Annotated in this window: 14 protein-coding genes; 6 read left to right on the top strand and 8 right to left on the bottom strand. The window is 57.3% G+C overall.

The window, feature by feature from the left end; translation table 11 throughout:
- The first annotated feature begins 116 nt into the window (after window positions 1-116).
- Entirely contained in the window at window positions 117-794 is a 678-nt protein-coding gene (locus tag P3T16_RS27105; RefSeq protein WP_429344627.1) for a phosphoribosylanthranilate isomerase, read from the top strand.
- 81 nt (window positions 795-875) lie between these two features.
- Here P3T16_RS27105 and P3T16_RS27100 read toward each other — a convergent pair whose 3' ends face one another.
- The 3 genes from P3T16_RS27100 to P3T16_RS27090 all read right to left on the bottom strand — a co-directional run bounded on the left by P3T16_RS27100 (window position 876) and on the right by P3T16_RS27090 (window position 3,850).
- Window positions 876-1,406 (bottom strand): TetR/AcrR family transcriptional regulator, encoded by a 531-nt coding sequence (locus tag P3T16_RS27100; protein WP_429344626.1) that lies wholly within the window; start codon window positions 1,404-1,406, stop codon window positions 876-878.
- Between the two features lie 638 nt (window positions 1,407-2,044).
- The gene (locus P3T16_RS27095; RefSeq protein ID WP_429344635.1) at window positions 2,045-2,794 is read right to left on the bottom strand and encodes a hypothetical protein; all 750 of its coding nucleotides are present in this window, start codon (window positions 2,792-2,794) and stop codon (window positions 2,045-2,047) included.
- Window positions 2,795-2,947: 153 nt separating this feature from the next.
- A complete protein-coding gene (locus P3T16_RS27090; RefSeq protein ID WP_429344625.1) occupies window positions 2,948-3,850 on the bottom strand; it encodes a LysR substrate-binding domain-containing protein in 903 nt (300 codons plus the stop codon).
- A gap of 242 nt (window positions 3,851-4,092) precedes the next feature.
- Between P3T16_RS27090 and P3T16_RS27085 the strand changes: the two genes are divergently transcribed.
- Window positions 4,093-5,559, top strand: coding sequence for an MFS transporter (locus P3T16_RS27085; protein ID WP_429344624.1), 1,467 nt, complete (start codon window positions 4,093-4,095; stop codon window positions 5,557-5,559).
- Window positions 5,560-5,971: 412 nt separating this feature from the next.
- Here the strand turns inward: P3T16_RS27085 and P3T16_RS27080 are convergent, their stop codons facing one another.
- From P3T16_RS27080 to P3T16_RS27060, 5 genes are all read right to left on the bottom strand, one after another.
- On the bottom strand, window positions 5,972-6,499 hold the full coding sequence (locus tag P3T16_RS27080) for a GlcG/HbpS family heme-binding protein (protein WP_429344623.1): 528 nt from the start codon (window positions 6,497-6,499) through the stop codon (window positions 5,972-5,974).
- A 111-nt stretch (window positions 6,500-6,610) separates the two neighbouring features.
- Window positions 6,611-7,033, bottom strand: a complete 423-nt coding sequence (locus P3T16_RS27075) for a GlcG/HbpS family heme-binding protein (RefSeq protein ID WP_429344622.1) — start codon at window positions 7,031-7,033, stop codon at window positions 6,611-6,613.
- A gap of 344 nt (window positions 7,034-7,377) precedes the next feature.
- Complete coding sequence (locus P3T16_RS27070) at window positions 7,378-8,463, bottom strand: phenylacetaldoxime dehydratase family protein (protein ID WP_429344621.1); 1,086 nt, start codon at window positions 8,461-8,463, stop codon at window positions 7,378-7,380.
- A 342-nt stretch (window positions 8,464-8,805) separates the two neighbouring features.
- Window positions 8,806-9,126 (bottom strand): hypothetical protein, encoded by a 321-nt coding sequence (locus P3T16_RS27065; RefSeq protein ID WP_429344620.1) that lies wholly within the window; start codon window positions 9,124-9,126, stop codon window positions 8,806-8,808.
- 462 nt (window positions 9,127-9,588) lie between these two features.
- On the bottom strand, window positions 9,589-9,777 hold the full coding sequence (locus P3T16_RS27060; RefSeq protein ID WP_429344619.1) for a hypothetical protein: 189 nt from the start codon (window positions 9,775-9,777) through the stop codon (window positions 9,589-9,591).
- A gap of 518 nt (window positions 9,778-10,295) precedes the next feature.
- Between P3T16_RS27060 and P3T16_RS27055 the strand changes: the two genes are divergently transcribed.
- The 4 genes from P3T16_RS27055 to P3T16_RS27040 are packed head-to-tail and all read left to right on the top strand — an operon-like array spanning window position 10,296 to window position 20,439.
- Window positions 10,296-12,119, top strand: coding sequence for an AAA family ATPase (locus P3T16_RS27055; RefSeq protein WP_429344618.1), 1,824 nt, complete (start codon window positions 10,296-10,298; stop codon window positions 12,117-12,119).
- A gap of 3 nt (window positions 12,120-12,122) precedes the next feature.
- Window positions 12,123-12,767, top strand: a complete 645-nt coding sequence (locus P3T16_RS27050) for a 4Fe-4S single cluster domain-containing protein (RefSeq protein ID WP_429344617.1) — start codon at window positions 12,123-12,125, stop codon at window positions 12,765-12,767.
- Between the two features lie 17 nt (window positions 12,768-12,784).
- The gene (locus P3T16_RS27045) at window positions 12,785-19,093 is read left to right on the top strand and encodes an AAA domain-containing protein (RefSeq protein ID WP_429344616.1); all 6,309 of its coding nucleotides are present in this window, start codon (window positions 12,785-12,787) and stop codon (window positions 19,091-19,093) included.
- Window positions 19,090-20,439 (top strand): hypothetical protein, encoded by a 1,350-nt coding sequence (locus P3T16_RS27040; protein ID WP_429344615.1) that lies wholly within the window; start codon window positions 19,090-19,092, stop codon window positions 20,437-20,439. The genes P3T16_RS27045 and P3T16_RS27040 overlap by 4 nt, the downstream gene beginning before the upstream one ends.
- The last annotated feature ends 2 nt before the right edge of the window (window positions 20,440-20,441 follow it).

The raw sequence follows: 20,441 nt of genomic DNA, 5'->3' as shown, positions 1-20,441 counted from the left end.
CCGCTGATTCTAGCTGCCAGTGCACAATGCATCGGTGTGAACGGTTGTCCCATGATGCACGACCAGGACGTCCCTATTTGACGATTAGTTGCTGCAGGTAGAAAGTGGAGCTCCAAGTGGATCCTTTCATTAAAGTTTGTGGAATTCAAACAATCGAGGAAGCGCTCGGGGCAGTTGACGCCGGTGCAAATACCATCGGCCTCTTGCTCGGAATATCGAGCGTGGTTCGAGATCGAATCAGAATAGAAACAGGACAGAAAGTCGTCGATGCGATCCCGAAACGGGTACGTTCTGTCATGGTGACCAATTTACTCGATCTGATTGCAATTTCAACCATTGCAAAGTTCGTGGGAGTCAGCGCGATTCAAATTCATGGTGAGCTCCCAGTGACGGAAATTGGCAAGCTTCGCCTACTCCTGCCGGACGTGGAACTCATCAAGGCTGTCCACGTTGTGAACAATGAAGCTCTCATGGAAGCGATAGGCTATGCGCCACATGTCGACATGCTGCTATTGGACTCGGGAACACAGGACGGCTTGGGGGGAACTGGACAGATCCATGATTGGGGCGTGAGTCGTGCAATCGTTCGAGCGGTTGAACTCCCCGTTATCCTGGCAGGGGGACTCAACCCCGAAAACATCTCTGCTGCGATCGAAAAAGTCGATCCAGCAGGCATCGATGCAAACTCGGGGCTCGAGCATCCGGATGGACGTAAAGACTTTGAGAAAATTCGTGCGTTTGCAAAGGCCGGACGGAGACTTCTTAAACCGTGGCAAGCGCAAAAAAAATCCTAGGACGCTAGGAATTCAAGGACTTTGTTCGCGGAAAACGCATCGCTGTAATTGGCGAAGCACGCGATCGCGCATTGCGTTCAATCAATTCGCCACCCTTGCCTCTCGCTGGCTCAACAACTCCCTGGTAGCGCGATCGTACGCAGTGCGGTCGCCAAGCGCATTGGCAATAACCAATGCGCCAGTCAAAGTCGACAAGAACTGCGCCGCCTCGCTGTCGGACAGACCTGCGCCCGCGAGCTTTCTCAGGCACATGTTGAAATACCTTTTCACTTCGGCAGCGACCTCTGACGGCAAGTCGAGTGCAGCGGCACCAAGTACGGTGGCTGGGCACATACGAGCCTCTGAGAATAAGGTGCCTCTGAAGGCCCCTATCCAGGCGCGCACAACGTCTGGATCGCCCTCGAGCCGCTCGCTGATAACAGCCTCAACATTGTCGGTATACCGACGAATGACGGCTGCCGCTAGATTCTCTTTCGTCGGGAAGTGATAATGCACACTCGAACTTTTGATGCCGACATCAACGGCGATCTCCCGGAAGCTAAAACCACCGAAACCGCCAAGGCGCATACGCCGCTCGGCTGCATCCATAATCGCTTTATTAATTTCGCTCATGGCACTGCCCCCAATCTATCTTTAGATAGATAGAATACGCTAACGCCACAGGAAGTCAATAGTATGGCGGTCCTCCGTCGCTGCGAAGGACGGGAAAAAAGACGCTCCAGCCGTGGCTGCCATCCGATCAGGCCCCGTTAATCCTGAAGATCAAACATTTTCACTACCGCGCCTGTATCTAACAAAAGATAGAGCGCTGCCTGCGCGACCTCCCCGAACGCGATATTGCGCCCGAGCGCAACAATCCGTCGAAGACCTTCGCGGCTTACTCCGGTCATTGGCCGTGACGCTCATCTCGCTCGAACGCTAGAAAGCCGTCGATGGCGGCCCAGGTAGAATACAGTCCACCACATGCGACACGGCGCAAATGATGCCTGCATTGCGCACAACGATGTCGTAACCGCCGATTTATGCGACGCCGAATGCTACGGTGTCGCATACCACCCACCGTCTTGTCAGCCGGATCGATGACTGTGCTGATTGTCACCTCGCAACCCAACTCTCGCGCGGCATCGTCCAGCTTTGCTGCGTCAACTTCAATCAGGTGCACTGTTTCGCATCTTCGTCTGCAAACACTCGCGTAGCAGACATTACCTACTCGAAACGGTGCCAGCGGGATTCTTGGGATGCGAGCGATTTCAGAGAGCGTCCGCCCACGCCATCATTTCGTCATGGTTGTATCGATGGGTGGGCTTCCCTGTCGCCCAATGGGCGCGAACGTGATTTCTCCAGGCCCCCCTCTGGCGCCCGTACAGGCCGTTTTGAGAAAACAGACGCTGTTCGAGTTCATCGCCCGTACAATCTTCCTGCGCAGCGAGAAATTCGACGACACGACAATAACTGTCGTAGTTCTCGCCTGTGTTGGAGGATGTTGGCGCATCTCCTGAAATTCGAACCAGGTGCTGCCCAGTTATCAGATTAATGGACTTTCCACTCCACTGGTCCATGATGTAGCCAACCGCCGCATCAGAACGAAAAAAATACACCAACTTCGTAAAGAATGACGGCCCCAACCCAGGTATCGGATCTGTGGCAAAAAGATCGTACGCCTGTTGCCTTGTGTAGCCTCCGGCCTTCAGAAGCATCAATCGACGTTCTATTTCGATGCGATTCGCCCAAGCCGCAGTCGCGTGAGTTCCTCTGCCTGCTGCACCCTGAAGACCCCATGACATGACGCATATGTAGCCATGCAAGACAGGCCTGTCGGGATTTCGGCATTCATCACGGACCTGCTGTCGCGTGAGCACATAGGATGGTAGTGGGTGCCCCTGTGAAGCGATGCCGTACCCTGCTGCCCATTCAGACGGCTTTCGCCCGAACGCCCCTTGTGCAACAAACGGTATGCTTGAAAACGTAGTCCAATGATGTTGCTGAAGACGATGAGGCATAAATTTAAGAAACAACAGCGATGGAGTTTTGCAAAGCCGGATGGGCAGGAGCTCACTGCGCCTGTCTTCCCTGTAAGTTATTGCTGTCATAGCTCAACGATGACAGGCTGCACACCATCTTTTCAATGTCCGGCGGCTTGGAATCTGCATACTTCAACTCGAAGATTTGCCAAATCTCGACAGAGTTTTTCTCAGCCGAGGTACCGCGAAATCTATGAAACTCCTCAGCTTGAGTGGCATTTGCGCACGTGCAACATGGACAAGATGAACAGGAATTGGATCAACTTCGTACTTTTCAAGGACTACGCGAAGTTCGCCTCTGTCGACAGCGTCAGCGATGTGATAATCGAGCAGATATGTAAAGCCAAGTCCACGAACCGCCGCCTCCACGGCTGCATCCGGTGTCGCTGCACGCAATCGAGGTTTGACTGAAATTGTCGCTAGCGCATCTGATTCCGAAGTCCGGAAACGCCATTTGGGCGATAGCCGAGGCCCGTTAAACATCACGCATGGCATGCGTGCCAGGTCGGTTGGTGTTTGCGGCTCACCTTTTTCACGGAGGAGTGACGGACTAGCACAGACGACTGTGCGCATCGAACCGACCTGTGTCGCTATCATACTGCTGTCGGGCAGCCTTCCTATGCGAACTGCAAGGTCAACCTGATCCTCGATGAGGTCAACGTTGCGGTCCGATTGCAGAAGCGTGACATCAATATCCGGAAACTGTGCGAGAAAATCCAGAACTACGGGAAGCACATAAAGACGCCCGAATAGTACCGGGGTAGCGATTGCAAGCGCTCCTCGGGGAGCCTTGAATTCGCCAGTCACCTCGCGCTCCTGCTCATCTACGAGGTCCAGTATGCGACGAGCCGTTTCAACGTACACAGCCCCCGAATCTGTCAGGGTCAGCTTACGGGTCGAACGAGCCAGGAGTTGCGTACGTAGACCACTCTCAAGGTCATTAATCTTGCGGATGAGCGTCGGGATCGGAATACCCAGGTCTCGAGCGGCAGCGGAAAAACTCCCTCGTTCAACAGAAGTGAGCAGCATAGCCATTGCCTCGAGGCGGTCCAATCGGCTTCTCACTTTTCGAAAAGATGATGCTCAATATTAGCGGATTAATCTGCGGGTCGATAGATGGCACCATCTGTCTCCGTAGGTCGGCCTTCTCGACGGCAGAACATTCCGTCTCACGCGGGCCGACCTTAGTTGCCTTTTTGCAATCTTGACAACGTACGGGGCATATACACAACGACGAACGGGCAGGTTCGAAGCCGACCGGATTACGGCACTCCACCGTGTTTTCGGTTTTCTGGATGATGCTTCGTGTGGTGCTCGAATTAGCTATCGAACGCGGAGTTTCACTCATGAATTCAACAGAAGCACAGCCCGAAACGACATCAACGACTCTGTCCGACTACTGGATACCTGTCCTCGCAGCGAGCTCAGCATTTTTCATCATCGTGCTCGATACGTCGATTGTTAATCTTGCGGCGGCCCGGATCGGCTTGGAGTTTGGGTCTAATTTGTCCGAGTTGCAGTGGCTCGTTGACGGATACGCGATGACTTTCGCAAGTTTGCTATTGGGATCCGGAGCACTTGGCGACCGGCTTGGCGTCAAACGCACATTCATGGTGGGGCTTCTGGTATTCACATTGGCATCAGCCCTGTGTGGGGCTGCTCCCACAATCAACACATTACAGGTTGCCCGAATCGCACAGGGCGTCGGCGCCGCCCTCCTGCTCCCAAACTCGCTCGCGGCTTTGAATCACACGTTCCGCGCATCACAGCAACGGACGAAGGCGGTAAGCGCATGGGCGAGTGCCGGCGCTGTCGGAATAGCGCTAGGCCCGGTACTCGGCGGGATTCTTGTGCAGACTTTGGGCTGGCGAAGCATCTTTATGGTTAACGTTCCTGTGGGTGTACTTGCGCTCTGGATGACGCAAAAGTACATACCGGAGAGTGATCGCCATCCAGGTCGACCACTTGATCCGCTAGGCCAGGCTCTCGCGGTGGGAATGCTTGCGACCGCCACCTACAGTCTTATAAGCGCAGGGCGGCCAGCTTCATCGGCAAGTATGACCTGGATGCTTTGCATCGCATTTTTATGTTTTTCTGTAGCTTTCGTGCTCGTCGAGCGCAGGCAGGAAAACCCCATGTTACCCCTGCATCTTCTCAAGCAGCGGACTCTCGGGCCTGTCGCTCTGGTTGGACTTCTGCATAATCTGGCCGTCTACGGCCTGATTTTTGTGCTGAGCCTATCGTTCCAACGGTTGGCTGGATTGCCTCCAATGAAAGCCGGGCTGCTCTTTCTTCCGATCACCTTGGCCCTCGCTGTCGGAACGCGAGTCGGCGCGTGGATCTTGCGCAAGCATGGCCCTTTTGGCCCTCTCATCTGGGGGCATTTCACGGCCGCGTTGGGCGCCCTTCTGCTTGGCCGCCTCGGACTCGTCCTTTCGCCCGCGATGCTCGCCCTGCCTTTCATGGCTATTGGTATCGGCGCTGGTATCACCACGCCGGCAATGGGTCTTGCGGTTCTCGACTCGGTGCATCGCAGCCAAGGAGGGTTGGCATCTGGCATTCTCAATAGTGCCCGCCAGATCGGCGGCGTAATCGGCGTTGCTGTTCTGGGTGCTCTATTGGGGGATCCCGCGACCTTTGCAGGTGCCCAAAGGGCAGAATACTTTGCGGCGGTCACCCTTGGGATCGCAAGCGCTTTGGCTCTCGCCGCATCTAGTGGAAGGCAGCGCAACGTTTCGACTTGACGCTGGGACTCGTGTCAAGTGAACTTTGAATGCATCCTGCTGGTTAAGCGGCGAGACGCCACATCAATCGCAGATTCATCGACTGCTGCCGTCGAATGCATAACTTCGCTCCTCTATCAGCGGTTGACGCGCGAGATGCTAGCTGCCAGATCGCGTGAGCTGGCCGCGATAGATACGTGAACACTCGAAGTCCTCGCAAACCGGCCCCATTGGAAAATGGCGCTTCAAGGAAAGCCTCGGCCCTCAGGCCGAGGTAGTTCAACTCCGTGTGAATCAGTGTACGCTCGCGCAATTCGCTACGCGACAGTCGCGTTGCACCTGTTGTACCACGATCTCACCAACGGCAAGCGAGACTACTGTTAGCGTAAGCAGCTCGGTGGGCCCATGAAAAAAAGCTACCAAAGACATCGTTTCAATGAGGCATCATTTCCTGAATTCTTTGCGCGCCCACCTTTGCGCATACTTCATCCTTGTCCCCTCCCGGCGATCCACCCACGCCAATGCCAGCGACGATTTCGTCTCGAAGTTTGATTGCTACCGCGCCTGGGAGCGCTACGACGTTGGGGGTTGACGCCAGTCCTTGCGCGGCCAACGGGGGATATTTAGACAGAACGTCAAGGAACTGACTTGTCGTATCCAGATGAAAAATCGGTCCCATCGTTACGATCGTGTATGCCTTTCTGTAAGAGGAATCTTTCGTATGGATTGTGGCGTAATCGCCGCGAAGAACGACTTGAGGAGTACCGGAGACATCAACGACTGTCACTGTGACAGCATATCCCTTCGCTGCGCAGCTTTCGACCGCCTTCTGCGCTCCTTCCAGTGCGATGCTCATTGGCAACACATATCCGCTTTTCGAGACCTGCGCATTTACAGAAGGAGTTGCGCACATCAACAGACCCGCAACAACAATAGATAGCGACGCGAAATTTGTTTTCATATTTCCTCTACGTTCTAAAAGAATTCACGGGGCGATCCGACACGGACCAACAGCCAACGCAACGCGAGGCTCCGACAAATAGACCATGCCTCTCGCATGCAGGCTCAAATATCAACGTGGCAGCTCACTTCGAATCTTTGCAACGCCTGCTCGGGCACATGCTTCGTCTTTATCGCCGCCAGGAGAGCCGCCAACGCCGATTGCCGCGACGATTTCATCGTGAACCCGGATCGCGGCCCCTCCCCGTTGCGCCGTAACGTCAGGGGTAGCCAAAAGAGCTTGAACAGCAAGCGGCGGATATTTCGAGAGTTTCTGGGTGAATTCGCTGGTCAGATTAAAGTGCCAGATTGGTCCCATCGTAACGACGGTGTATGCCTTTCGATACGATGAACCTATCGTATTAACCGATGCGCGATCGCCCCGAAGTGCAACCTTGGAGATTCCAGAGATGTCGACGACCGTCGCGGTCACATGATTTCCTTCTGTGGAACAAGTCCGCACCGCTTCGGCAGCTGCCTCTATCGCCAGTTTCATCGGAAGCACATATTCAACTTCTGGCTCCTGTGCATCCGCCGATAGCCAAACGCAACCCAGGCTCGTTGCGATAACGCAAAACATCGCGGGATTCCCGACTCGGAGCATATGTCACCTTGGCATGGCCAGAGAGATCTCCGACCTCAACGTCCCAGTATTCTTCGCCCGTCACGATACAGCGAAGAGATCAACGGATAGATGTCATCCGTCTCCTTAAGTCGGTGCGATAGAAGATGGTGTTGAGCTGACAGATTCCTGCAGCGGCACATCGCTGTCTTGCTGAAGGAATCATCGTCCTTTCTGCACCCAGCGAGGTAGTCGCAAGCTGAGGGCGGAGAGGACCGTCATTCGACTGCGTCTAGTGCTGCGCAGCTTTCTTTTCGATCAAGTGCTGTCGCTTTGAACCACGGAAGTATTCCAGTCCGATTGTGGCAGTTGATGTACTCAAAATGTTGACCGTACGACGGTAAAACGTACACTTCGTGCCAGGTCCTTAGCTGATTTGACGGACCATATTTGCTATAACGTGCAATGGCCGCATCGAAAATTGCTTTGTGTGAGGCGTGGCCTTCTGCCCAGCCCTCCATGTGCTCCAAACTTAGGAAATATCCATAAGCGTGCGTTTCTGGCACTGGTTTCTGTTCAAGGTCGAGAGTCTGCAGGAAGCGCAGTGAGCAACAGCCGGTTTCGATTGGATTCGTACGCAAGAAATCCATGCCGCGCGCCAGCGGATCGCGTAACTTTTCATCGTAATCTGCCTTCTGCTCGTCATCACAATTTCCCCAGAAACTTGCGGACCGAATCATGGCAAGGTTATGGGGCGGATGAACGAACCAGCGGCGAGCTCCGATGCGCTGGTCGGACGAAGGCCTGCTAAGCGCATCTGTAGCATCTGTTTCGAGCCGGTCACAGGCGGCGAGCGGAATCCGATCTCGCATGGCGCCGAAGTACCCACAATAAGGCGTAGGTTCGACGGGCAGAATGGCACCGAGATTCGCCCGGTAGTCTTCCCAGTAGATTGTCTCCACCCGATCTACAGGAACTGTGAGCATTTCCCGCCAGAACCCGCATTTTCCAGACTCGCGCGAGCCGCTCTCCCACCAGCCATCACGACGCTGTTCAATCTGCCATGCATTGAAGCTCCCAGAGTCAATCCAGTAAGCGGTCACGACACGGTTATTCGACCCAGCGTCATCGGTGAAGCTTGAGTGATCAATCGATGCAGGTGCGTATTTGCCTTGCATCGCTGCATCCGCCCATTCAAAAAAACCTGACTCGCGCATGTCAGACTCGCCTCTCGCCTGGACGGCAAAAAACGCCACGTGAACAGCTTGGCAGTGTTCGGGGAACAACACAGACCACCGTTGGACGGCAGGCTTGAATCCATCGGGCTTGCGCGCATCAAAAATGCGCGGATAGTTTATTTTCATTGAACTGTCCCACTAAAAGTTACGTTAGTTGGCCGTTGACGAAAGTATGCGCGCACAACTTCTGTCCTCTGCCGCAGTTCGATTGCGGTTCTGTGACAAGTGACGAGTCTTTGAGACATCAAATAACCATCGAGTGGCGACGACGGTGACCCTCGAAGCAATAAGATACGCCAGATAGAACGTGACTTCACTGTCACTGGGAATGGGCATAGCTGATACATCTCATCTAAGCGGGCGCGCCGCTGAACCGCGTGTGCCATCAAGTTCATCGGTGATTTGCAGAAGCGAATTACGGAGAACGCCGAATGCGATAGCCACGAGTAGCACGTAATAGCTTCCTGATCAGAGGACTGGCAGCATCAACGCGAGGCCACCCAGCGCGGCCACCGCGCTGCCGACGGCAATACCAGTTACATGCGGACGTGAGATATTTTCAGCTATGACCGCGAGCGCATAGCCGACGCAAGCAAAGAACGCTGCGCCTGCGAGATTCGACAGGCCGATCAAGCCGGCTTGGGGTATTGAGCCCCCAAGCATAGGAAAGAGCGTCTCTTTGTTGAGATGCTTGCGACCGGACTGAGCGCGGAGCGACGAACGGCGCGTACGCTGAGACTTGGCTGAACGGTAGGTGGAGTTCAAGAGCAGGCGCTGAAGCAATCTCATCTGACTTTTAAAAGAGATTTAGAAAAAATAGTGCGCCAGCAAGAACACCAGCAAGCGGTAGGGAAAAGCAGCGCGAATTGCTAAATTGGAACTCAAATGCAAAGACAAGCCGAGACGACAAGATGCATCGAAATTCACAAACACGCGCAACCAGAGTCACTGGTGAGGAGCATGAGGAACCATGGTCTCGGAAGCGATTCCTCGAAGTCAACCCGGCCACGCTGCCCCCCAGGATAAACCCGAATTTTCGGCGGGTACTCGTAAAAAAATTGCGCCATCTCCCGGCCGTAATGCCGATGAACAAAGGTCTTGCGATGCAAAGTCAGGTTAACTGTGAGTTTTTTCTGATTTCGCTATAGTCACTTCGTCGAAGCGTCACTCGCCCCTGCTGCGCGTTGCACGCTGACAGTGTTGCGCCGTGGCTGGGAGATCGTGATGTTCGATGCCGAGATTGCCGTCAAACTACTGAACCGAATTGCTACGTCCTCGCCGTGGCATACCTGCCAACGCCATCTCGAGCTTCTGCGCGAAGGGAATTTCCAGTTTGTCCGCCAATTCGGCCATTGCGATATAGGCACCGGCCTTGAAACGAGCGAATTTGATTTCGAATCGCTCGCGTTTGCAGACGGCTCCCGCGCCGTGCGAATCCATGCGCAGAATCGGACGACCCCCTGGACGAGCTGGGTGACAACTGGCGCAATAGCCTCCTGGGTGCCACCACCCATTGACACAGATTTGGACCACGGGACCTTACGGATAGGTGCATCCGGGACCAACTGAATATGGCGATTGCTGAACCGCTCACTCTGCGTCGTCTCAAGTGGTCACTGCGACATCGCAGGGCAATCGCGCGGCTTCGGTTGCACTCCAATCACGCGCATGAGGCCTGATAGTTGTATCCTGGGCTCAGCGCCTTCGGGATTGTCGTGCATGTTCGAATAGCAGCAATCTGTCGCAACTAATTCCATCCTGTGTGACATCAAGGCCGACTCCGGCACGGAGTTGGCTCGTCTTTTCGACATTAAAATGACAGGAGCCGCTCGTCCTCAAGAAATCCGCCAGCCACCCACATCGTTTGCATTTTCCCATGCATTGGTTTTTGAGCCACAGCGCCTTTCAGACAACTTGCGCTGTGGTAACGTTCTTTTTTCGAAAACTATCGCCGCGATATGCCCTCCTACGTCAAGCCTCGATGGATGCGCGATCTTCTTCGCTTCCTACCGCTGAAGAGCCAGTTCGTTCTGTCGGGCAACATTCGCGACCTCCAGGCTTGTGAAGTCACACCAGATGTCGTCACGCCGTTGCCATTCACAGCGGCACTGTGCGACAGCCTGAGAGCGGCTGGATACGCGCACATTGTTGTGTGGGACCCAGTTTCAGGCTTCAAATGCGCTGAAACGTCGGGGGCCGCAACAGGCGGGGCCGACGACACGTTGCGATTACTGGGCCTCACACCAGTCAACGGCGTCGCAACGGGTGGCATCGATATCCTCAGCACCGCGCTTGAACGGGCGGTTGGCGCGTCGGGCGAGCCTCTCGCGCTCGTTGTTGATTTTGCATCACGCCTCGCCGTGCGTACGGAATCACTGAGCGCGAGCGAGCACAGTCTTTTCACTCGCGCGCTGGTTCTCGCTCATTCAGCCAAACCACGGCCGGCCGGCGAGCAACGGCGCCCCTTCTTCAATTCGGTCATCTGGCTTGTTGATAAAGAAGGAGACGTACCGGATTGGCTGCTGATTGATAACCCTCGAATTCGGCATATCCCGGTTGCAAAACCGGACAGCGCAGCGCGCCGGGCTTTGTCAGTTGCCCTCCTGCGAGGTGTCCCAGGCGCGCAACAGGCTTCGGAAGAGGCACGCGCGAAGGCCGAAACCGCGTTCGTCGACGGATCTGAAGGCCTGCTGCTGGCCGACATGAATGCGATTGCTACCCTCGCCCGCGTAGAGGGCGTGCAGGTCGACAAGATCGCCGATGCAGTGCGCCGATACAAGGTGGGCGTCACTGAAGATCCGTGGTTAAAAATCGACCGGGACAAAATCCGTAACGCCGAAGCTTTCGTGCGCAACCGGGTTAAGGGGCAATCCCACGCGGTGACGCACATGCTTGATCTGGTCAAGCGCGCAATGACTGGCGTCGGAGCGCAGCGAAAAGGAAACCGTCCTCGGGGTGTGGCGTTCCTGGCTGGACCAACCGGCGTGGGTAAAACTGAACTCGCCAAGACGGTCACCAGCCTTCTTTTCGGAGATGAAAGCGCCTACATCCGGTTTGACATGTCGGAGTTCAGCGCAGAGCACGCCGACCAACGCCTCATCGGCGCGCCGCCGGGCTATGTTGGCTACGACGTCGGCGGCGAGCTGACAAACGCGATTCGGGAAAAACCCTTCAGCGTTGTGCTTTTCGACGAAATCGAAAAAGCGCATCCTCGCATCCTGGACAAATTCCTGCAGATTCTGGACGACGGCGTATTGACGTCCGGTCGCGGCGACCGCGTCTACTTCTCCGAAGCGCTGATCATTTTCACGTCGAATCTCGGCATTTACCGGCAGGGCGACGCTGGCGAGCGCGTTGCCAATGTGTTGGCTAGCGATTCCTTCGAAGTAATGCAGGGCAAGGTCCTCGCCGAAATCCAGCAACACTTCAAGCTGGTTCTCAACCGGCCCGAAATCCTGAACCGCATTGGCGAGAACGTCATTGTGTTTGACTTCATCCGCAATGACGTTGCCGAAGAGATTTTCGAGCAGATGGTGGACGCCGTGCTGGACGACCTCTCCACACAGGAGATGTCCGTTGAACTGGAGAGCGAATCCCGGGTGGCGCTGAAGCTTCGCTGCCTGCAGGACCTGTCCAACGGCGGTCGGGGCATCAGAAACCAGATTGAGGCGCACCTGATCAATCCACTGGCACGAGGACTCTTCGATCAGGATGCCAAAGCCGGCGACCGTTTTGCCCTGCGTGGAATCGCCTCCGGACAACTGCAGTTGCAGAGACTCTAAATCATGGATCTGAGGCTGTCTCGCGTGCATTTCCCGGTCACCACGCTAGGCCCGGGGCAGCGACTTGGTATCTGGTTCCAGGGTTGTAGCATCCAGTGCCCGGGATGCATCTCCGCCGATACATGGGCGACCAATCGCGGTCACACGACTCTCGAAGACCTTCTCAAACAGATCACCCGGTTGCTTCCAGAAGCAGACGGCGTCACCATTTCAGGTGGCGAGCCGTTTGACCAGCCGGATGCTCTTGTCGCCCTGCTTTCGGCTCTCCGCGAACGTACGGGAGCGGACATTCTCGTCTACAGCGGTCACGCGCTCGAAACCCTGAGTCCAGTGCTTCAACGCGCGCAGGGATTGATCGATGCACTGATTACCGACCCATTTCAACTGCATTCCGCCCATTCGATGCCGCTGCGTGGGAGCGATAATCAGCGAATGCACCTTCTCACGGCGTTGGGCCGTGAGAGATTCACCCAATTTGAGCGTTTTCTGACCGGGCAGGACAAGTCACTGGACGTAATGTTTGATGAAGATGGCAGCGTCTGGTTTGCAGGAATTCCCAGTCGTGGCGATTTTCAGCGCCTGAGAGACCTATTAAATGACGAGGGCCATCTGGTCCAGATCAGCGCCGACAAGGCGCGAAGCCGATAAGCCAGGAAATGTCAGCAATGATGCGCTTTTGCCCGAACTGCAAGACCGAGCGGTCGTTGCAGGAGTTCTACTGTGAAGGCACGGTTGGCGGTCATGCGTGCCAATGGGACCTTTCGTCGGAGCCGCTCCGGAACCTCGGGGACCGTCCGAGAGATGTCGTTACCGTCGAAGAAGTAACCGACAACGCCGGCGCCGCCGGAAGCGCTGCGCATAAATCCACGGTCCAGGAATGCATCAACGGCCATCCCATGATCGACGGGGACCTGATGTGCCTCGTGTGCGGTGCCGACCCTGCGCATCAGGCAACCCAGTCTGAGGTGGAATTCGGAATAGCTGGCGACGAACCGCCGGTGCCCGACGACGGCACGACACCCGAAGAAACTCAGATCGACGGCTGGCGACTCCTGCGTCGCATCTCCAGCAGCGATAGCACTCGCGAGCGTTACATCGCGCAGCATAGGGACGACAACCGGCAGGCCGTGGTTACGCTGTATCGACAGGGCTCCGAGCCCGATACGTCCGTGTATGAGGTTGTCCGTCGCCTGCCCCGTGAGCACGTGCCAGAAATCATCGCTACCGGGCGTTGGGACAATCGGGCTTACGAGGTCGCCGAAGAGCTGAGCGGCGGCACATTCGCCGACATTGGCATTGCCCTGCGCGACATGCCCACAATCCATCACGTGATTGACGAGCTTGGACAGGCGCTTCATTCGTTCTCGGAAGCGGGTTTGCGGCATCGTGACCTGCGCCCCGGCACGCTGCTTGTCCGAAGCCGCGATCCGATTGATCTCGTGATAAGCGGTTTTGGCTCGGCTCGGCTCTCGGACTTCGACCTCGACATTGTTTCCCCGCTTGAGACCACCAGGTACATGGCGCCAGAGGCCATTGCTGGCGGCGTCGCTGCGGCGTCGGACTGGTGGAGTCTGGGCATGATACTGCTCGAGCAGTTGACACAGGGCGCCTGCTTTGAAGGAATCAACGAGCGCGCGTTCATGATTCACGTTCTCGCGAACGGCGTGACGCTTCCTGACAATCTCGACCCATCGCTGCACCTGCTTCTTCGCGGGCTTCTGGCCCGTGACAGACTTCAACGTTGGCAATGGCCTCAGGTAAAGGCGTGGCTGGCTGGCGAAGACGTGGTCGCACCGTCCGCCAGCGTGACGGAGGCTGATAGCAGCGAAGGCGCCAGTATCGCGCTCGGTGCCAAGCGGTTCCATAAGCCGACCGTGTTCGCCCTCGCCGCAGCCGAACGTGACAACTGGGCGGAAGCGCTCGACCATCTCCAGCGCGGCGTGCTCGTCACGTGGGCGGAGAACGCAGGCATGGCGCCTAAGACGTTAGCGGGACTACGCCAGGTTGCTCAGCTTGACGGTGTCGATGACGACTGCCGCCTGATGATTGCGTTGAAGCTGCTGAACCCAGAAATGCCGCTGATTCTGCGCGGTGACATTGTCACGCCAGGCTGGCTGCTCGAACACGCACTTTCTGGATACGATCTTATAACCGGACCCGTACCGCCGTTCCTCGAACGGCTGGAGACGGAGACATGGCTTTCCCGCCTACGCCTTCGCGCGGAGCAGGTCCGCAATCGCGCGCACGGACACAATATTGAACTGGACGAGGATACGGTTCGTATCAACCTCCTTTCCACTTCGCGGGCGCGCCTGGCCGCTCTTTGGGAAGAACGGCGGCGACTGCTCCCAGATTCGGACCACCCGGGCCTCCAGTCGCTGTCCGAACGCCGGGCGATAAGCGAAGAGGACCTCATCGTCCTGTTGAGCGCATCCATCAATCAGTTCCGGTCGGTCGACGCAATCGTCGAACAGGCCACGGAGCTCGCCGCGAAAGAGCAGATACTGGCTTTCGACGCCGAGGCGGCGCGGGAAGAACTGATGTCGCCGCGAGCAGATCTGTTTCGTAAGGTTGATGAACGGATTGCTGGGTTCGCACTTACAGGTAATGCGACCATTGACGACTGGGCGGAGCAATTCCGTCTGGAGCGACGCCTGCCGCTACACGAGGTCATCGTCCTGCTGTCCGTACCGGCCGAACAGTGGCTGGAACCGCAGAAGCAGCAGTACGTGTCACAAATCCTCGATTTTTTCGAGAAGAAAGTTTCGACGGCCGTGTTGCGCGGACCGCTCGTCCGGATGACCATAGGCAAGACGACCGGTCGCGTCGACGTGAACGAACTGAATGGCGAACGTCACACCAGCGCCGCGATTCTCGAGCACCTTCTTCAGCGCAATTCGCAGTCGGTTGCCATCGACCCCGCCGTATTTGGAGGCGGGGTCACGCTGGAAAACCGTCTCAACACGTTGCAGAGACAAACATCGCTCTATAAGCGCGACACGGGAATCGACGGCCTGTACTTGGGTTTCCCCTTCCTGCTTTTCAAGGACGCCCGAAGCAACTCCCGGCCTCGCATCGCGCCTGTTCTGTTGTGGCCTATCAAGCTGCTCATGGAGCTTGGTTCGCGCGGGCAGGTCTCGCTCGCCTTTGACAGTGAACGGGAAGAAGTGAGACTGAACCCGGCGCTCGAAGGATTGCTGGGGCGCGAAGCCATCAAGCCATGGCGTGTGGCCGCCGATGAAGTGCTCGGCCGTTCGGCGCTCAAGGTTCCAGACGTGATGGACGCCTTCGGCGTGCTGGCCCCGGCCGAGCGTAGAAAGCTGTCCGGCTTGCCGCCTTCTACGGTCGATATTGGAGCCGGGCAATCGCAACTCGCGTGCTCAGGCGTACTGTTCCATGTCACGTTCATGGGACAGGCCATTGGCGAAGACCTGCGGCAATTGAAGTCGCTGTCGCCCGCCGGCACTGCACTTGAGTCAATGCTGCGACTCAAGGAGCGCGGTTCCACCGAACCCGCCGAGGCCAACAATGCAGAGATTGACCGCTTCCTGACTGTAGCAAGCGACCCGTCACAGGAGTCAGCCGTACTGCAGGCTCGCCAGAGTCCCGGCCTGCTGGTCGAGGGGCCTCCGGGAACGGGCAAGAGCCAGACGATCGTTAATATGGTCGCCGACGCTATCGGACGGGGAAAGAGCCTGCTGATCGTCTGCCAGAAGCACGCGGCCCTTGAAGTCGTTCACAAGCGACTTGTCGCCGAAGGCCTTGGCGACCGCATCGTTATGGTCAACGACGTCAACAAAGACCGCGAGCCGACCATTCGCGCCGTTCGCGAGCAACTCGATGCCATTTTTAAAGGCTCCGCGTTTGATAACGGATGGGTCAGGCAAAGAGAGCGGATGGCCGCCCGGATTGAAGCCCTCGAGGGCGAACTGGATCGTCATCATCAAGCGCTCCATGCTGTTGATGAGTCCACTGGTCTGAGCTACCGCGTGCTTCTTGGAGAACTGATTCAGCTCGAGGCCGGAGAGCCACCCATCGATGTGCCGCAGCTTCGAACCAAGCTTTCTGCGATGGACATTTCATCGCTCACCACGCTGGAAGAGCAATGTGCGCCCCTTGCCCGGTACTGGCTGCCGGCACGCTATGAAGGCAGTGCGCTCGCCCAGTTGAAACATTTTGCTACCGACCCGGCGACCATCAAGGAGTTTCAGGCTGCATTTGCGTCCTTCCTTGAGGCCGAACAGCTCCGCATCGACATCCTGGCCGCGCATCCTGCCAGGTTTGATATCGACGACCCGGCGCCCTATCGCGCATGGCTTGACGCCAACGCACGTCGGCTTGTCGATCTCGACGATGTGCAGCGCAAATCGCTTGCCCAGTGGCTACCTTTGTTCCGCCCTGCGGACAAGGTTGATGCTCAAGGGCACATCTACTACGCGTCGCTCAGGGACTTGCACAGCAACCTCGTTCAGACGGACGGAGGAGCGTTTGATGCGGCGCTCTCGCCTGCCCTTGCGCAATTGCCCGTACCAGAACTCGTGGACACCGAAGCGCGGGCCACGCTCGCTACGCGTGCCCCTACCTTCTTCAGCCGCATTAACCCTGCAACCTACATTCGGCGCAGCGCGCTGCTGAAGTTCTCGGCCGCTCAAGGCGCGCCCGCAACCGACGGCACACTCCAGCGCATCCGCGATGCGGCCCGTCTGGAGCAAAAGTGGCGTCCGCTGCGCACATCGTTGAACACGATTAGCCAGTCGCTTCGGCTTGCCACGGTCAATGACACCTGCGGCCCGACTCTTGCCGATGAATGTCTAACCCGCCTTCGCCAGTTTGAGGAGATCCGGGAGCTTGCCCAGCATCTGGCGATTGCGCCGCGCGGCGATGAATTTGACTCGGCCGTCATGACAGGCGACCGTGCTCCGGTCGAACAGCTTCTTGACGGTTTTGAGACGGCCTTTGTGCGTCATAACGCGCGTAAGCACAGCCAGCAGGCGTTGGCGGCTCTGGAGGACTGGTTCTCCCCAGAACTGTTCGAAGCTTGCGCGGTCGCCATCGCGCAGAACATCAGCCACCAGGCGCCGCTGAACCGCATCAAGGACGCCCTGCCTTCGCTTGCCGCCTACCAGCAGTTCCGTACCCGCGCGCGGCACCTGGGCGATGCAACCCTGGAAATTTTCGCCCTGATGCGTGGTCACGAGGCGTCTCTGAGCGCGATACGCCCGGAAGACCTCGATTTCGAAGTTCGGCGACTAATCAGTCGGGAAGCCCGGCTCGGCTGGAAACGCCGGATGGAGCAGGAAAATCCCGAGCTGTTGCTGGACCAAAGTGAGACGGCGGCAAAGGTTGAAGCGCTGGCAGCGGCAGACGAACAGATGCGCAGCCTTAACCGTGATGTTCTGCGTGAAGGTATTGAACGAGGCGAGCTCAGTTCGTTGCGCGACTGGGAAGATGTCACGCGCCTCACCGGAAAGCGCTCACGGCGGCTGCGCGAATTCATCGAATTGGGCGCGCGTCTCGGATTGATGACGCTCAGGCCTGTCTGGCTTATGAATCCGGACGTGGCCAGCCGCGTGTTGCCGCTGAAGTCCAACCTCTTCGACTCGGTGGTCTATGACGAGGCATCGCAGATGCCCGTTGAGTTCGCCCTTCCGACGCTTTTCCGTGGCAGCGTCTCCATTGTAAGCGGCGACGAGAAGCAGATGCCGCCGACAACGTTCTTTTCCAGTCGTGCCGAGAGCGATGAAACGGAGTTCTTCGACGGCGAGCAGCCGGAAGAGGATGCGACGGAGGAAGAGCGCGAGCTCTTTGAAGACACGTGGAACCGGCGCGAAATCAAGGATTGCCCTGACCTGTTGCAGCTCGCCCGTACGGCATTGCCCACGTCGACGCTCCAGATTCACTACCGCTCGGCGTATCGCGAGCTGATCAGCTACTCCAACGCGGCGTTCTACGAGAACAACCTGAGCGTTCCCGTCCGCCATCCGGACGAAACTATTCGCGAAGTGAAACCAATCGAGCTCATCCAGGTGAACGGACTGTATGAGCAGCAAACGAATGAGACAGAGGCGAAGCGCGTGGTCGAGTACCTCGCTAAGCTCTGGCAGCAGCCGTTCGCCGAGCGTCCGTCAGTCGGTGTCGTGACGTTCAACCGCAAGCAGGCGGACCTCATTGAAGAAGAGCTGGCGCTGCGTGCTGAGGAGGACACTGATTTCCGCGATGCCTACCTGGAAGAACGCGATCGGGTTGAGGGCGGAGAAGATATGGGCGCGTTCGTGAAAAACGTGGAAAACGTCCAGGGTGATGAACGTGACGTTATCGTTTTCTCAACGACCTTTGGACGCAACGGCCAAGGGACGTTCCGTCGTAACTTTGGGGTGTTGGGACAGAAAGGCGGCGAGCGCCGGCTGAACGTTGCGGTGACCCGCGCGCGAAAGAAGGTTGTGCTCGTGACGTCCATGCCGATCCGTGACATTTCCGACATGCTCAACACCCAGCGCAAGCCCGCAATTCCACGCGATTACCTGCAAGGCTACATGGAGTATGCACGTGCGATCTCGAATGGTGAGCTGCCTGCGGGCCGAGCGCTCCTCGGTCGCCTGTCGAGCGAGCGGGCTCACGCAAGGTTTGACGATAGCAAGAAGACTGACGGCTTCGCGAACGATGTCCTTCAGTACATCCGCTCGCTGGGCTTTTTGCCTGTATCTGCTCAGGATGGTGACGCTTTCGGCATGGACTTCGCCATCGCGGACCCCGAGACTGGGCTTTATGCGATCGGGATTGAATGTGACGCACCCCGACACGTCCTGCTGCAGCGGGCACGCGCCCGGGAAATCTGGCGCCCTTCGGTTCTGAGGCGAGCAATTTCGCGTTTACATCGCGTATCGTCTCAAGCCTGGTATCACAAGGGGGACGAAGAGCGCGAACGTCTGAAGGCGGCGATTGAAGCGTCGCTCAGCATGGAGGTAGAGGCATGAGTGGCCCGAAAGTTGTACGTATCGTGACGCGCGAGGAAATCCTCGCCATCTGTCAGGGTCACCTCCGACGCCTTGATCGCGCCATTGCTCACTGGACCAGCGAGGGGAGGCGCGTGCGCGAGCTCGCCGACGAGGAGGTGACTGCGACGCTCAGGCGACGGGACGCCCTTGCCGGTCTGATAGCGCGAGATGCCTTCATGGAGTTGCAAAAAGGCGTTCCGGACGAAATCGCTTTTCTGACAAACGACCTGGCGCGGCGCGAGCGCGCCGCCATCGAAAAGGCGGCAATCACCCTGAAGCGTGAGCGTCAGGGGCGCGAAAACGCATCCACCCTTCTGAAGGCGCTTGAAGCCCGGGGAGCATCCGTACCGTTCACGCTCAAGGAGCAACTTCAGTCGGTCGCGACCGGCGGCGAGGTGAAGAATATCGAATCGATTCTGGCGCAAGGCTTCAACCTGCTTGTCCCGAGCGGCCCGACTGGACTCAGCGCAGCACAGGAAGAATTGGCTACCCAGCTCAAAGAATCGAACGCAGAACAAGGTTTTGACGCATGGAAGGCGAGACAGCGCGTGCCCTCACCTCTCGACCTCCTGCTCGATCGAGTCGACGTTCAGATAGCCGAAGCGCAAACGGTGTTGGGCGGCGAGAGGACAGCTGATTACATGAAGCGCCTGCGCTCCATTGAGTCTGGAGCCAATGAGGCGCGTCAGTCCCTGTTGCTCGATAGCCTGATTCTCGATCTGTCCAGCGACGTCAAAACCGTACGAAGCCAAGGCGCAGTGCGGGCGCAGCTCGCCGAACTGTCACTGGAACTCCTTGGTGTCGATTCCGCCGCGACTGCAATCATGCAGGACGCAATCGCCGCATGCGATGCTACCACCCCGGCGGACCAGTTAGCAGCTTTGGCAGAAGAATGCCGCGCGCTAGTCAGTGCTGAAGCGCAACGCAAAGCCGCCCAGTCCCGCCGGGACGTCATCCTTCAGGGGCTTGCCAAGCTTGGATACGAAGTCCATGAGGGCATGACAACCGCATGGGCGAAAGACGGACGGGTTGTGCTGCGAAAACCGTCCCTGCCTGGTTACGGCGTCGAGGTTGGCGGGCAGGCGGAAACGAGTCGGCTTCAGGTTCGCGCAGTCGCACTGAGCGAAAATCGCGACGTCAATCGGGACAAGGATGTCGAAACAATCTGGTGCGGCGAATTCAGCCGGCTTCAGCAGCTCGTCGCCGAGAATGGAAACAACCTGGTGATCGAACGGGCACTGGGCGTCGGACAGATACCACTTAAGGTGGTCGAAGACAGAACTCAAACTGCAGAGTCGAACTCCGCGAAACGTAGTATAGGCTGACT

The organism is Paraburkholderia sp. GAS42, assembly GCF_050436565.1.
Taxonomy (GTDB): Bacteria; Pseudomonadota; Gammaproteobacteria; order Burkholderiales; family Burkholderiaceae; genus Paraburkholderia.
Note: the sequence above shows the minus strand (reverse complement) of the source record. Positions and strands in the feature narration are given on the sequence as shown.